The following is a 14,910-nucleotide window of genomic DNA, read 5'->3' on the forward strand; positions in this document are numbered from 1 at the left end:
ATATTTTCTATTAGAAAAAACGGAATTGAGTACAGGCCACTACACGACTCTTTTATCAGGATAGGCTATGACGATCCAAGAACCTATTTACCTGAAGTCATTCAGGAAATATTGAACAGCAAAAATCCACTTGTGGAAATTTTTCCTTATTAGCGTGCCCGTTTGTATGGGCTGCGTTTTCCGACAAGCCGTCTTTTGCTTGGAGGCGAAAAAAATTCAACCATCAGAATGAGAAATTTGCCGCCGGTTTTATCCGGCAGCACTTAGGGTGATAAAGAAGTCACTTGTTAGTGGCTCCAAAAAATATGCACTTCATCATGAGCCGTTTCGATTGTATAAATATCACCGCTCATTTCCATGTCGCGCCCCATGCGTTCATAGTCAATGTAATACGCTAGGTTTTCAGGGATTTCGGACGTGTTATCAGTTAGCTCTTCTGCATAATCGTCCAAGGATTTGTAACAACCTGAATAGCTTTCTTCCGCTGCTTTTTTTGCATCTTCTAAAGACCCGCCAAAGTGATTTAATAGCTCACCGCCTATCGCAGGGTATTCGTCAATAAAAGAGGCAGTTTCTTGCACTGATTCAAGTCCTTCATATTCACTTAGTCCGTAACCGTCAAAGCCTTCATAGTCATGTATGGCATATTCCTCTGCATCCTCAATGGGGCTGCTCTTAAGTATGCTTTGTACTTGTTCTTGGATATCATCAAGCTCATCACACGCATCAATCCACGCTCCATGTAAATACCCACTGTTATACGCTGCCAGACACGCTACATAAATTCTGATTTCACTACACATAGCCTTTTTCTCATAAATTCGATGTTGAGGTTTTGAGCGAAGCGTTTTTGCCTCGCGCATAAGCCTCTGGCGACTAGGCCGACTAGGCGGGGGTGAAAGAATCCAGAATAAATTGCGGAGGGTCTATTCAGCAAAGTGCCAAATGGAAACCGTCATTTTTCTTGATTATGAGGGCGGTGCAACGCCCCTCGATATCTTCTACCCTGATTGATCAAGTGCACCTGAAAGGTGAAGCCAAACCATCCATCTTAATACAGGTGACCTTTCCCCCAAAAATAGAGCCATGACAAGGATGAGATTTCCAATTAGTCTGTGTATTAGGAGATCTCAACATGAAGAAGAAGCGTTACAGAGAAGAGCAAATTATTGGTGCCATCAAGCAGCATGAGTCAGGGGTAAAAGTTGATGACATTTGTCGTCAGTTCGGCATTTCAACCGGGTGCTTTTATAACTGGCGAAGCAAATACGCCGGGATGGATGTCTCAGAAGCCAAACGGCTCAAAGAGCTTGAAAGCGAAAACAACAAGCTTAAGAAGTTACTTGCCGATAAAATGCTTGAAGCTGAGGCGATGAAGGATGTGCTCTCAAAAAAGTGGTAAAGCCTGCTGATAGAAAACAAATCGTGAGCTACCTTAAGTCGCGGTTCAAATTAAGTGAGCGTAGAGCTTGCCAATTAGTAGGCTTAAGTAGAACCGCTTTTCGGTACGTTACTCAATGGGGAAAAGATGAGCCTCTACGCAAACGGTTACTTGAGCTGGCAAAAAAGCATCCGAGTTATGGTTATTTGTTTTTACATGGCCTCCTGAGAGGAGAGGGGCTTGTGAAAAACAAGAAGCGGACCTACCGAGTCTATAACGAAGAAGGTCTTCAAGTGAGGACTAAAAAACGCAAGAAGATAATACGACCAAGAATGCCAACGATTATGCCCATTGGTAAAAATATACGCTGGTCAATGGATTTTGTCAGTGATCAGTTGGCTAATGGTCGCCGCTTTCGAGTATTTAATGTGATTGATGATTACTCAAGAGAAGTTATTGGCCAGCTCTCTGACTTCTCGATCAATGGTCACCAGGTCGCTCGTTTTTTAACTCAGGTAATTGAGCTAAGGAGCGCTCCGGATCAAATAATCTGCGACAACGGTACTGAGTTTACTAGCAAGGCGATGTTCTACTGGCAAAAAGAAAGTGGCGTTAAGCTAGGTTTTATTCAGCCAGGTAAGCCTACTCAGAATGCGTTTGTAGAAAGCTTAAACGGTAAATTCAGAAATGAATGCTTAAATCAGCATTGGTTCAGGTCCATTGATGACGCTAGACATGAAATTGATCAATGGCGAGAGCACTACAATCACGTGCGGCCTCATAGCGCATTAAATTATTTGTCACCTGTGGCCTTTGTGAATAGGGCCGCTTAGAATGAATTATCTCATCCAAGTCTTGGTATTAAGATGGGGGAAAGGTCACAGGCAGTTTTCATCACTGCCATTCAAACAATTAATTAATGTCCCTCCCTGTTACTTCGTTGCGTACAGCAACCTTTTGAAAGCCCCTACTTTTAGCGCCGATAGGCCATCAGACAAACAAGCGCATCCGCGCTGCTCCACATATTTCGCCCCAATGGGTGCTTCTCCCGACCTTAAGCGCAATGAACGGTCTTATCAAAGATCGTGATGTTCACGGTCTCCGACTAGAGGAGATAACAATGAGATTAATAACAAGATTTGAATTGGCAGGAAAAACAAATGAAGAGCTTCACAGTCTCTTGAGACAAACTTTCAACGCAGTGGCATCAGGTGATAACAACCACAAGAGAAATGCTATTGCATCCATGCAAAACATTCAGAATGAGCTTCTATCAAGGACTTGCCATCCTTGATAAGGCTAACCCAATGTTTGAATAGAATTTGCAAGCCTTTTTTCATCACCAAGAATAGTAGTGTAAAAACGTTGCCCAATTCCGTACATGAGGAACTTTAACTCTTCATCATTTGAAATAGAAAACGTCTTCTCCGCTTCATCATAAGAGATATTTTCACAATATCCATGAATATAATCCATTATTTGTGTCTTTTCTTCTCCTTCCAAGCCTGCGAAAGATTCAATAGCCAAAACGATCCGCTTTCTATTCGGCTTACTCACCTTTGACGCGTCATAACCATCGGAAAGCGCAATAAACGATTCACTCAAGAAAGTATTCACTTCCTCATGCGTGGCTTCTTTGTACAGTGCATCAACGCCTTTAAAGATGCTCGATATAGTACCCAAATTTCTAAAAACCAAGACATTCTGACTTGGAACAAAAGCAGCATCAGGAAAAGGATTAATTAATATTTTGTTATCGCTATTTTCAATAGTTACATTCTCCCCAAATTTCAAAATACTACGGTTCAAATAAGTTGATGGGGTAACCTTTTGAAAGCAGATAGCGTGCTCTTGAATTGCGCAAAGATACGATACATTCTTATATTTATCAGCCGGGATTTCGTTAAAACTTGTAGACACAATATCCTGCTTAATAAAATCCAAGCAATACGCCTTTTCTGTAAAATCTGATATTTTAAACAGGCTATCTTCATCGAGATTATGATCTGGAGAATACTCAACGAGTGAGTAATCATCAACATCAAACTGAAAGGTTGTTTGTCCAGAAAGCACTTTATAGTGAGCAGGATTACTCATTCTTTTTATTTTCGCGATCAGATAATCCATTCTTTAGACCTTTTCTATAAATGTATAATTATTAATACGATATGCCGTCTTTATCACCACATCTTTAGGCAACTTATACTTGTTTCTACTAATCAGAAATATTGACGCCCCATCACTTGTAACAATATTGTAGAACTCAAATCTAAAAACTAAGAACAAGGGATTAAAGTAAAGTGCCTGAGATAGAAAGGTGAAGACAAATAAGATGCCATAGACAAAAAATAATGCTTCAGCACTTCCAATACTTAACGCGACAAAAAAATAGCCCAAATAGCTTGGTAAAAAACTATTGTTTGCATGCTCAATAGAAACAACACTTCCAGATTTGAACTCATCTTTACCCAGCTTCGGGCATAGAACAATACTCAGCCAATTGATTAAAACCGGAACTAGCAAATAAACAAAATACGAAGCATAATTAGAAACATCAATCAAATATGGGCACAAACTCGGAAAGAAATGATCTAACGCATCCCCCTTTTGAACCAGAAAAATAATTACCAAGAGTGAAGTCGCATTAAATGTCAGAAGCAGTCGAAATATTAAATTCACAGTTCCTTTTTCCCTTCATCTATATTTACAATACGCTGCATGCTCTGCATAAGAGAAGATTTGAAATCATCATCAGCCCGTTCCAGAATAAATTTCTTAAGAAACTTATCCATCCGTATATTCAACTTAAAGGGAGGTATGGCTACTCCGTCTTGTTTCTCGAAATAGGCTTTGGCTTTATCCACCGTATCTTTTAGCGCGTCAAAGCGCCCAAAGTTGTTTAGGCTCTTCTCGTTAACATTGTCACCCATTAACGCGATAAGCAGGTTTTTATCCAAACCTAAGGCGCTTACTACTGCGTTTAATTGCGCATTTTCAGCGTTATCTTTGTAGTCGTTGATGTAGTCTCTAAAGCTGTGACCTTCAATTAATCGCGCATCGCCGCGCTGTAAGTCGTGCAAAAAGAGCTTGGCGTACTTTTGCTCGCCTTGGGTGAGTGATGAAAATGATTTGTGCAGCTCGTTAAGTGTAAGTTCAATGCTCGCTTGGTCTTGGTGTTGGTTCAGCTCTTTTAAATATTTGTCAAAACGGCTATTCATGTAGTCGGCGTCAATTTTTCCGGTATCAATTTCCGTAAGATACCCGCTAATATCAAAAGGCACATCGCCTCCTTCGCCGCCGCCTCCTTCGCCTTTTCCTGCCAGCTCTTTGTAACGTAGGGCGAGGCTCAAGTATGTCTGTTCATTTATCTCCAGCGTTAGCTCGTAATTATCATCGCCTTCACCAAATGAATACGTTAGCTCATTCCAATGCAGGCCTTGCACCTTGGCGGCCTCTAAATGCTGATTAAAGGATTTAAATAGATCGGCGAATTTAGCGCAAGCAGCATCGTCTTCTGGTAGCTTTTCAAAGTTTTGCACGCCGGCAGCGGTAAACAATTGAGTGATTTCTGCCGCCAGCTCATTCATGGCATCAAGGTTGCTTTCTAACCGATCGACAAATAAACCTATGGGTCTATCGCCCGAATAGAGTTTTACTGCGTCGTTTATATGCTGCTCCATGGTGTGTGGGTAGCGGTAATAGCGAATGGTTCCGTGTGGCTTATCGGGGCCAAATAAACGGTTGGTGCGCGAGAAGGCTTGAATAATATTTTGGTATTTAATCACCTTGTCTAAATAGAGTGTATTGAGCCATTTAGAGTCAAAGCCGGTGAGCATTTGATCAACCACAATCAGTAAATCAAGCTGCTTTGCAGGCTCGGCGTCGATGCGCTCATACGGTTTTTTATGGGCAAGGCGTGCGGCTAAATCTTTTTTAAAGGCCGCATGGCGGGCAAAATCAAAATCTTGGCCATAGCGCGCGTTGTAATCGGCCATAATTTCCTCTAAGCCGTCCCCCTTAAAGGCGGAGCCACGGTCGCCGCTTCCGTCGTTATCAATATTGGGGTCAAAGAGTGCGGATATTTTAAGCTCGGGTTTGGCAGATTTTAAGCGGCGGTAATAATCAATAGCTTCAGCAATGCTGTTGGTAGCCAAAATGGCATGAAACTTATTAGCTTGGCTAAGCACATCCCACTCGCCCAGAATATCTTCCACCACTTTAGCTTGATGGGCATCGGTTAAGTATTGTTCTCTTGGCACATAATCTTCTATGCCTTTGATGTATTTGCCTGTTGTGTCTTTATGGCCTGCCATGGAGACATCGTTCATAAAGTGGTTAAACTTTTTCTTTTTAGCTGGGTCTGCCATGGCATCGGCTACCGAATCGGCTTTGGCTTGCTCAAGTGCAACGGCTTGGCGTATGTCTTTGTCTTTATAGGTGCTTACTTTATAAGGGTCAAAGCCCAGTACATTGCCATCCCGTATGCCATCGGCAATACTGTAGCGGTGTAGCTCATTACCAAATACGGTATTGGTGGTGTTGCCGCTTCTTTCATTTTCTTCTTGAATGGGTGTGCCGGTAAAGCCAAAAAACAAAGCTCGCGGGAAGGTGCGCTTAATAGTGATAAGCATATCGCCGAAGGTTGAGCGGTGGGCTTCATCAATAATAAACACTAAACGCTTGGCGCGGATTTTTTCAATATCTGCCGAGTTAGTTGCAGTTCCCTCATCATCGACTGCTTCAAAAATATTACTCATTTTTTGAATGGAGCTAACAATTAAGGTTTGGGCGGGGTCGCTGCTTTTTAATTTGGTGATTAATACATCTGTATTTTCGGTGGCCTGCACCTCTTCTCCATCGCCTGCAAAATTATTGTATTCGGCGAATGACTGGGTGCCTAACTCAATGCGATCCATTAAAAAAATCACTTTATCGGCATCTTTTGATTGGGCAATCAACTGTGCCGATTTAAAGCTGGTCATTGTTTTGCCAGATCCGGTGGTATGCCACACATATCCACCTAGGCGATCCGGATTGTTTGCACTGCTGCCTATTTGTTGCCAATTAGTTTTAGCCACTTTGTCGGAGATGGCATTGGCGGCGTAATATTGGTAACTGCGCATCACCTTTAATACGCCATCGGTATCGTCGGCGACGGTGTAAAAACCAATAAGCTGATGTGCCATGGGGATGGAGAGCAGCGTGGAGGCGATGTCTTTCCAGTGGTTGATGGGTTCGTTATTAAAGTCGGCTCAGTTGAACTGGTAGTCGGGGTTAAATTTGCCATCCATGCCCGTATTGGCAAAGTATTTGGTCTCTTCTGGCTCCATGGCGACAAAGACTTGGATCAGCGAAAACAGTCCGCTAAAAATACCTTCTTTGCTGTATTTTTCAATTTGGTTTACGGCTTGGCTAACGGGAATGCCGCTGCGCTTAAGCTCTACATGAATCACTGGCATGCCGTTAATAAGTAACAGCACATCACCGCGCCGGTCGTTACGTAAGGGGCTGCCGCGTTCAAACTTGGGTTGCTGCACAATTTGGTAACGACTTTGGCCAGCGGCTATTTCTTGGCGGTCGTATATTTTTAGGCTGACTTCTTTGCCTACATGTAGTTTATCCGCAGGGTTATCGCGCTTAATGGCCACGGTTTTACCGTTAATTAAACCATTGAGCTTTAGCGGGGTTTTGAGTTCTTTAATTTGTTCAATAATTTGCTGCATTTCGCTACTGGTTAACGGAACATCATTTAAGCGATCCCGCTGGCGATTATTTTCAAATAAAATCATCGCCCAGTTTTGCAGCAACTCGGCCTCGGTTTTATGTTTTAAAATCTCAGGCTCCCACCCCTTGTGGGTGAGCACTTCAATAAAGGCCTGCTCAAATTGTGCTTCTGTTTTAAAGGTGGTCATGGTGGTGCTCCCTGCTAAACAATCATTTTGCTCAAGCAGGCGTGCTTGATGTTATTGAGCTTGGTGATTTGTTGTTGTTGGTGTTGGTGTTGGTGTTGGTTGATCAGCATATCTAGCTTTTGGAAGTAGTTTCCGATTCTAATTTGTTCATCTTCGGCCTCAGGATAACTTATTAACTTTCCTAGCAACTCATCTTTAGTTATCCCTTTTATCGAAGTTCCTTGAACTTGCTCCATTTCACTTTGTAATTGCTTCCAAATAACATAAGCAGCATATTGCGCATTAATCTTCAAATCACTTAGTGATAAGAAATCTTGGCTAGTAGCGTATTCGCTTTCCATCAAAGAAAGTTTTCCTACGCCTACTCTTGTGACGATTGCTATTGAATTACCAGAAATCAGTTTAGTCGCCGACTTAATTACCGCTGCTTTGGTAATGTATTTTTTGGCGACAACTGGACTAACACTACCGTCTTTAATGTCAGAGGATTGAATCCAAGGAATTTGGCCTTGCCAAAAACTTTTCTCGTTAATCGAAGGTGTCCCCCCGCCAAAAGTCGTACCAGAGACTTCTCCAATAGAGTTATTTAGCCACTCCCCACTAAACCCTTTAAAGCGGATTTCTGGGATGGTTTCTCCTTGTTTGGGGAGCATGCGTTCCAGCATGGCTTTTTTAATATTGCTTAGCTTGTCATGCTTTTGTTGGTGTTGATTGATTAGGCTATCGAGTTTTTGGAAATAGTCAGTGATATTTTTTTGCTCGGGCACCTGTGGAACAGCAATAGTTCTATTTTTCCAATCCGTAACGTCGAATACTAATTTTTCAATATCAACGCCATAGGAACTAACAAAAAACAACTTACGCATTTCAGGTCTTTTTGAAATTATAGTCCAGAATATAGCAGTAATTTCATCACTATCTACCACAACAAGGTATTCATTAGATACAACGGCATTATCAAGGCTCTTTGGAACAATCCCATTAGCACCGTGAACAACTTGTCGCTTTGAAACAAGATAATCACCAGCCTTAACTGTGAAATAATTTTTAACTAATATATTTCTTCCTTTAAGAATGGATCTAGGTATAACGCCTTCATTTCGCCGCTTTACTGTTACTAATTGGTATGATTCGTTATCCATTAATTCAATGGGGCGCTTTATTTCAGCTAAAATGTTTCCAATACTTTTATTCGCCCATTCCCCACTAAATTCATTAAAGCGAATATCAGGTGCCTTTTTCTCCATGCTCATCTTATTCGCCCTTCAACAAGGTGGTCAGTTCGGCCAAACCTTGCATATCAGACTCATTACCGGTGAGCTCGCCCATCATGTCAGCCAATTCTTGCTCGATGGTTTTAATCTCGCTGGTCACTTGCGAATAGGTAACAGCGTATTTATCGGCAAGGTTTTGTACTTGGGTGGTGAGATGAATAATGACGGCGCTTGGCATAGCTTCGAGTTCGCGGCTTAATGGTGCAATCCATTTTAGGTGTAATAGTTCGTTTACTTGCTCGTCGGTTAAGGCTTCGATGGTGGTTTTGGTTTTAAGGTGTAGCGTACCAGCTTTCGCTTTGATATCCGCTTTAAGCTCAGTTTGTTCTACTAACAACTGGTCTGCCTTAACGACTTTACCTTCATAAGTTTCTGGATCAAAGTCAAACTCAGCTCTCAAAGTTTGTAGATAAATATTCACCTTGCCTTTGCCGTATGTGCCATCTTTATTGGCTTCAATATTTTGCCAGCCAACTTGCGGATGGGCTGCCACAAACTCTAACTTTGCTGGCTTTTTGGATTTGTTATCAAGTAATTCAACATATTCACTGATCGTTCGAATTTCTTCTGAATCAACATCCGCATATACCTCTTTAAGCTTTTTGGTCAATTCCGCTTTCAAAAAAGCATCATTTTTGTCATTTAGGATGGGTGAATCTTTTTCTTCTTCCGTAAACCACACGATGATCTCTTCAATTTTAGATGTGACTTCTGCTAGTTTTGTTTCTTGCCTTGCTAAAGCTTGCAACTCATCACTTAAATGCGTTTCTTGCACTAAATAAAACGGCAGTATGTGCCCTTTCCAGCCGTCTTGTACCTCAGTATCTTTGCCGTTTTTCTTTTTAATCACCATGTTGGCATCCACTTGTTTGGTGGCGACAAAGCCTTCGGTTTGCATCATCTCTAAATCGGCGCTGATGATTTTCCATTGGTTATTTTTGTGTTGGTAGGCTTGGTATTTATCAATGAGTGCAATAGGCGCTAGGCGATTGAATAATTCCTCACTTAGTTCGGCTTCTTGTTGGTTGCGGCTAACGGCTGCCCACCCCTGAATCAGGGTGGTGTTTAAATAGTCATCAAATCCATTAAAGGCTTGGTTGTAGGTGTTAATAAACGTAACCACTTGCGGGTGCTGGGTAATGGTGGCATTCACCGCGTCTTTGGTAATGGCAAGTTCGCTGTAGCTGGCGGATTTAGGTGTAAACAAAGCCGCATGCAATTGCGGAAAGGCTTGCAAATAGACTTGTAAATTGGCGATTTCGCTGTTGGGTATACCGCCTAACATTATGGCGTGTAAGTCCCAGCTTTCAGCGGCAGGAGATGAATCCACATAGCGCGGTATGTTGAGGTTGTAGCCATTGTCGCGCAGGGTTTGTTTGCTCACCAGTTGTGAGAACTTATTAATGCTTTCGCGGTTAATGACTGCATCGGTAATGCGCTTGATGTCACTCGCTTGCAGTTTGTTGTTTTTGCCTTCTTTTAAAAAGTGCTTGGAGGCATCAACTATTAAAACATCGGTATTTTGGCGTTTTTGTTTTAACACCAAAATTACCGTAGGAATACCGGTGCCAAAAAAGATGTTAGCGGGTAAGCCAATAATGACATCAATGTGGTTATTCTCAATTAACTGGGTACGAATTTGCCCTTCTTCACCACCACGGAATAACACGCCGTGAGGTAATACGATGGTCATAATGCCATCTGGCTTTAGGTGGTACAGGTCGTGCAGCAAAAAGGCAAAATCGGCTTTGGTTTTGGGGGCTAGGCCAAAGCGTGAATAGCGTGGGTCGCTCTCTTTATGGGTAGAGTCCCAACTTTGAGAATAAGGCGGGTTAGATACCACGGCATCGACATACAAGGCTTCGTATGAGCCTTGCGGGTCGCTTTCATCAAAATACGGCCAATCGTCTTCTAGGGTGTCGCCGTTGCGGGTTTTAATATTGCTGGCTTTAATGCCGCGCATGATTAAGTTCATGCGCGTTAAGTTGTAGGTGTTGGCTTTTAGCTCTTGAGCGTAATAGGTAATGTTGTCTTTGCTTTTGGCGTATTGTGCGACGGCTTGGCCAATGTTGATGAGTAACGAGCCTGAGCCACTGGTGGGATCGTAAATTTCTAGGGTGTCTTTGTGTTTTAATTCGTGAGCAATTATGTGTGACATGAGCACTGATACTTCGTGCGGGGTGTAAAACTCGCCCGCTTTTTTACCGGCATTGGCGGCAAACTTTTCAATTAGGTATTCATAGATGTAACCCAGCACATCGTAACCTTGATTACCGTTCATGGGGATGCTTTTAATCAGGTGCAGTAAGTCACTAATGGCTTTGGTGCGTTTGCCGGCGCCTTCGCCGAGTTTGCTTAGGCCTGTTTCTAGGGTGGTGAAAATGCCTTCAAATAATTTTTTGTGGTTGGGGTGAATCAAGCGGCTAAACGCCGATAATGCATCGCGTACATTGGACTCATCAAAGTCCGATTTAGCGTCTACCCAAGTGGAAAACAGGTTGTTGTAGGAAATAAAGTAACCCAAGTTACTTTGTATAAATTCGACGGTTTCAGGATCTTCTTCACTTAGGGCTTTAATGTCTTCGGCTGTCATGCCTTCTTTGGTAACAAACTGCACCAGCTGATCGCTTAGGTATTTGTAAAAGATAAAGCCAAGTATGTAATCTTTATATTCATTCGCTTCAATTTTGGAGCGCATCTGGTTGGCGGATTCCCAGATTTTGGCGGCGAGCTGTTGTTTGTTCAAGTTCTCTGTCCTTTATCTCTCATATTCTGTTTAATATCTGATGCGTTAAGTATTTTTCTTCTAGGTATTTAACGCTCAAAAAATTCTTCATCTACTTTTTTAAGATGAAGTATCTCTTGGTCTTCGCAACCAATATTGTAACGAAGCATAAGTTTCGCTAAACGACGTCCATCAATCAGTACTATTCGTATACCTAAGTCCGCCGCTGTTTGAATGGCGGATGATGTAAATGATGCGGTGGTGAAGAAAATGCCTTTTTGGGCTTTCTTCAGATTTAGCGCGCCGAAGAAGTCGCGAATTGCGCCTGCGCCAATATTATTGCCTTCGGCGTTTCTTTTAGCCTGAACGTAGATTTGATCTACGCCTATCGGGTCTTGATCAATTACGCCGTCAACACCATCATCACCGCTTTTGCCAATTGCCTTTCCCGCATTTTCTGAGGTACCGCCATAGCCCATACCTATGAGGAGTTCGACGATTAGTTCTTCAAAAAACTGTGGCGAGGCATCACGAACACGACCGAGCAAATCGGCTGTCAATGCATCGCCAATGGCCTTATGGGCAGCGCGTAGTTGCTCATCGGGCGTAGCATTTTCATTGGTTTCGGGATTTTGCTCTTCAACCGCATTGTTAGCTGATTGCGTACCTTTACGCGTTCGAAACTCTTGAAAGGCTTCAAACTGCATAAGGAATTTGTTATCGATCCTATCTGGCCTACTTTCGAGAACTTTCTTGCCTTCATCCGTTAGTACGAAATGACTGCGTGCTGGATAAGAGAGTAAACCGGCCTGTTTTAGGTAGCCTTTTTCCCAATGAATGCGGTTTGAAAACGTGGATTGTTTACCACTGGGGAGGAGCTGCTCACGCTCTTCAAGAGTGAGCTTAAACTCGCTAGCAAGAGTATCTATAACATCTGATGTAACAACTTCACCATTTGCACAGGACTGAAGCACTGGAAGCATTAATGTCTGATAATCTGGAATCATTTACTCACATCCTTATGTTTTTGCTCTTCTATCCAAAGGAGGACATCCTCCCGCTTAAACCGCCAACTGCCGACCACTTTAAAGCCTGGCAGCTTACCTTCAGCTGCCAAGCGATATGCCGTTTTTTTCGCCAATTTCAGATGCTCCGCAACCGCTTTCAAGGCCAAAGCTTCATCAATGATAGGTATACCTACCCAAATAATGGTAGAACTACTGAATCAACAACCACAAAACTATTATTGCCCATGCGGTTTCCTAGGGTGTACCCCCACATCGCATCTCATGACTGAAACGATTTTTCAAGTTTACGAAGCAGTTCTTCGCAGGTGCCTTCGCCCGCTTTATCAAGATTAAGCTCCCGCCACTTTACAGCAGGAAGGTTTTGCACGTTCTCAAGGTCAAGCAATGCCCAATCAGGTTTGCGGCTATAGAATGAGCGCAGGAAGGTTTTATGATCTTCCGGCATGTTGTCAGTGACATCTTTGATAAGCCTATCTCTTGTCGCTATAAGGCAATCAAGCGTAACTTCATCGCCCGTCATGCCTACAAAGTTTTGCTCAAAGTCTTGAGCGATATCCCGCAATACAGGATCAAGCAGTGAGTGCGGGGAATGATCGTGGCTAATCAAATACACGACCATAGCCGTGCGTAGGTCATCGATGATGCCTTCATTTTCAAAAAGCTGGTGAACATCAAACAAATCTCTAGGATGTTGCCGATCAAGGGCGGCCATGATCTTTCCGGCGTATAGGTCGGCAAATGACAAAACATTGATTTCTGCAAATCCAAAATCGTTTTCAACCTGTTCACATACAGACATAAGCACAGGATCATAAACGCAGCCCCTGAGTACAGGCGTAACCTCGATCTTTATTTGTACGCGCTCTTTGGTACGGATGACCAGTTTAGTGATTTCTTTTTGTGTGCTCGTCGCGGATTCTGTAATCTGAATTGTGCTATCCGAGGCTTGGATGTTTTGCCCGATGCGTTTCAATGCCGCGTCAATTTCAGATAATGAATGGCTGCGTTCGGCAACAGGCAGATACGTCAGATCAATATCTACTGAAAGGCGCGGAAGATTACGGATAAATAAATTGATAGCCGTACCGCCCTTGAGTGCAAAACACTCTTCCTTGGCGACATGAGGCAGAGCTTTCACCAAAAGTGCCACTTGCTTACGATATAAGTCGCTATAGGCCACGTGCATCTCCCTTGATGAATTCTTCTGGCACGGTGATTTGGTAAACCGGATCAAACTTACCGCCTTTTACCAGCATGCGCTTACCACTGCCTAAATCGATATGTTCGCGTTCTATACTTTTTAGCCACTGGTGCTGATGACGGTCTGCAAAGAAAAAGAATAATCGTTTAACCTTTATGCTCTTTGTTTTCTCTAGTAACGCTTGCATCCGGCGTGGGCTGATATTGACTAACCCCTCCATAATGACATCCGCCATATGAAAGGTTTCGTCTTTGGGTAACTCATCAAGCAGCTCAAGATAAGCGCGTTCAGGGGTGGACATAACCAATGGCCATTTCCATTGCCCCCAATGCGTGACTCGAAAACCACCGTCTAAGACCGCACCTTCTACGCTTGGCGTATCCAAGGATAGCGGTGTATTTGTTGGCGTGGACTGAGGCAGTACGCGCTGGCGATTGTGGGTAATAAATTGCTGATTGAGAGGCAGCTTTAGAAGCCACGAGGGCAGCTTATCGTCACAATAAAGATGGATGTTTTTTTGAGATTGTGGGACATAATGTGCATAGCCTTGAAGCTCTAAGGCAGTGCGTCCACCAACTGAAATCGAATAGCCTAAAAGAGTTTGTAGGGAAACAACCACCTGCTCCCAGCTTATTTCACCGCGCGGACGACGAAATACACTGCGCGTTGGCTGCTGCAACCACCCTGCTGAAACATACTGGCTACGCAAAGAACGAGAGTATCCGTTGCGCTCTAACCATGCCGCATCAACAAGCAATCCTTCAGGTAGGGATTGCTCTAAGCGGTTTAATTTATTTCCAGTTTGCACTTTCATACTGTACAAAATAAGGCATTTTCAAACTACAGTCAAGTTTAAATAATGATTGCTTTGTACATTTTAGCTATACATATGGTGAGTTATATAAACCATCATATTCACATCCAAGAATGGTTTTTTGGTCGGGGTTGAGCGGAGAAACGCTCACGGCATCCAATCTGCGCAAGGTTGGTCGAGGGTGCCTAGAGGGGCTATGACATGCCCTTTTGGTTGATGGGAAGTCCATGAAGGGAGAGCAATATCTCCTTTCTGATCGAGGTTTCCAAAGGGCGCGAAGGCTCTTTGGTCGATGGGGATGCAAGGGGAGAGCGGTAATCTCCCCTTTGCCCATGGGGTTCTTAGGGGCAGCACGGAGGCTCCCATAAGTGGCGATTAAACGGCCACACGTTCGCTGGTGCAGCACTTGGCTTAATGCCAATAATGCGCCATTTAAGCTCTTGTTTGAGAATGGTAATTCGAGACTTAGAGCGCCTCCTGAGGATAGAACGGACGGGGAAACGTCCTTCTCAAGATAGGTGCGGGGAGGAGAAAATGGCACATTTTGTACTACACGCACACATCTTGCGGTCATC

At 43.2% G+C, this 14,910-nt stretch carries 10 protein-coding genes and 1 pseudogene; 1 reads left to right on the forward strand and 10 read right to left on the reverse strand.

The features are described from left to right. Window positions 1-287: 287 nt before the first annotated feature. Window positions 288-803, reverse strand: coding sequence for an antirestriction protein ArdA (locus MN084_RS09215; protein ID WP_330178541.1), 516 nt, complete (start codon window positions 801-803; stop codon window positions 288-290). 332 nt (window positions 804-1,135) lie between these two features. Between MN084_RS09215 and MN084_RS09220 the strand changes: the two genes are divergently transcribed. Continuing rightward, window positions 1,136-2,214 (forward strand): IS3 family transposase gene (locus tag MN084_RS09220; RefSeq protein ID WP_330178501.1). Its coding sequence is split into 2 segments (ribosomal slippage): window positions 1,136-1,388 and window positions 1,388-2,214, totalling 1,080 coding nucleotides; the frame shifts between segments, so codons are not numbered across the junction. Between the two features lie 466 nt (window positions 2,215-2,680). Here MN084_RS09220 and MN084_RS09225 read toward each other — a convergent pair. The 9 genes and pseudogenes from MN084_RS09225 to MN084_RS09265 form a co-directional block, all read right to left on the reverse strand. Then, complete coding sequence (locus MN084_RS09225; RefSeq protein WP_330178502.1) at window positions 2,681-3,508, reverse strand: ATP F0F1 synthase synthase; 828 nt, start codon at window positions 3,506-3,508, stop codon at window positions 2,681-2,683. Window positions 3,509-3,511: 3 nt separating this feature from the next. Then, the gene (locus MN084_RS09230; RefSeq protein ID WP_330178503.1) at window positions 3,512-4,060 is read right to left on the reverse strand and encodes a hypothetical protein; all 549 of its coding nucleotides are present in this window, start codon (window positions 4,058-4,060) and stop codon (window positions 3,512-3,514) included. Continuing rightward, window positions 4,057-7,293, reverse strand: a pseudogene (locus tag MN084_RS09235) (type I restriction endonuclease subunit R, EcoR124 family). Before MN084_RS09235 ends, MN084_RS09230 begins: the two are co-directional and overlap by 4 nt. Before the next feature lie 14 nt (window positions 7,294-7,307). Further along, window positions 7,308-8,546 (reverse strand): restriction endonuclease subunit S, encoded by a 1,239-nt coding sequence (locus tag MN084_RS09240; RefSeq protein WP_330178504.1) that lies wholly within the window; start codon window positions 8,544-8,546, stop codon window positions 7,308-7,310. Window position 8,547: 1 nt separating this feature from the next. Then, window positions 8,548-11,313 carry a type I restriction-modification system subunit M gene (locus tag MN084_RS09245; protein ID WP_330178505.1) on the reverse strand — a complete coding sequence of 922 codons (2,766 nt, stop codon included), beginning with the start codon at window positions 11,311-11,313 and terminating at the stop codon, window positions 8,548-8,550. A 68-nt stretch (window positions 11,314-11,381) separates the two neighbouring features. Next, a complete protein-coding gene (locus MN084_RS09250; protein WP_330178506.1) occupies window positions 11,382-12,299 on the reverse strand; it encodes a restriction endonuclease in 918 nt (305 codons plus the stop codon). Next, a complete protein-coding gene (locus tag MN084_RS09255) occupies window positions 12,296-12,481 on the reverse strand; it encodes a helix-turn-helix domain-containing protein (protein WP_330178542.1) in 186 nt (61 codons plus the stop codon). Before MN084_RS09255 ends, MN084_RS09250 begins: the two co-directional genes overlap by 4 nt. A gap of 98 nt (window positions 12,482-12,579) precedes the next feature. Further along, window positions 12,580-13,500: a nucleotidyl transferase AbiEii/AbiGii toxin family protein gene (locus MN084_RS09260; RefSeq protein WP_330178507.1), complete on the reverse strand. Its 921-nt coding sequence runs from the start codon at window positions 13,498-13,500 to the stop codon at window positions 12,580-12,582. Then, a complete protein-coding gene (locus tag MN084_RS09265) occupies window positions 13,490-14,335 on the reverse strand; it encodes a type IV toxin-antitoxin system AbiEi family antitoxin domain-containing protein (RefSeq protein ID WP_330178508.1) in 846 nt (281 codons plus the stop codon). Before MN084_RS09265 ends, MN084_RS09260 begins: the two co-directional genes overlap by 11 nt. Between the last annotated feature and the right edge of the window lie 575 nt (window positions 14,336-14,910).

This window comes from Candidatus Vondammii sp. HM_W22 (assembly GCF_022530855.2).
In the GTDB taxonomy this organism is placed as follows: Bacteria; Pseudomonadota; Gammaproteobacteria; order Chromatiales; family Chromatiaceae; genus Vondammii.

Bases quoted from the DNA above. Each gene is read 5' to 3' on its own strand.
- MN084_RS09225 (WP_330178502.1), bottom strand. From the start codon at position 3,508: ATGGATTATCTGATCGCGAAAATAAAAAGAATGAGTAATCCTGCTCAC.
- MN084_RS09240 (WP_330178504.1), bottom strand. From the start codon at position 8,546: ATGAGCATGGAGAAAAAGGCACCTGATATTCGCTTTAATGAATTTAGT.
- MN084_RS09265 (WP_330178508.1), bottom strand. From the start codon at position 14,335: ATGAAAGTGCAAACTGGAAATAAATTAAACCGCTTAGAGCAATCCCTA.
- MN084_RS09250 (WP_330178506.1), bottom strand. From the start codon at position 12,299: ATGATTCCAGATTATCAGACATTAATGCTTCCAGTGCTTCAGTCCTGT.
- MN084_RS09215 (WP_330178541.1), bottom strand. From the start codon at position 803: ATGTGTAGTGAAATCAGAATTTATGTAGCGTGTCTGGCAGCGTATAAC.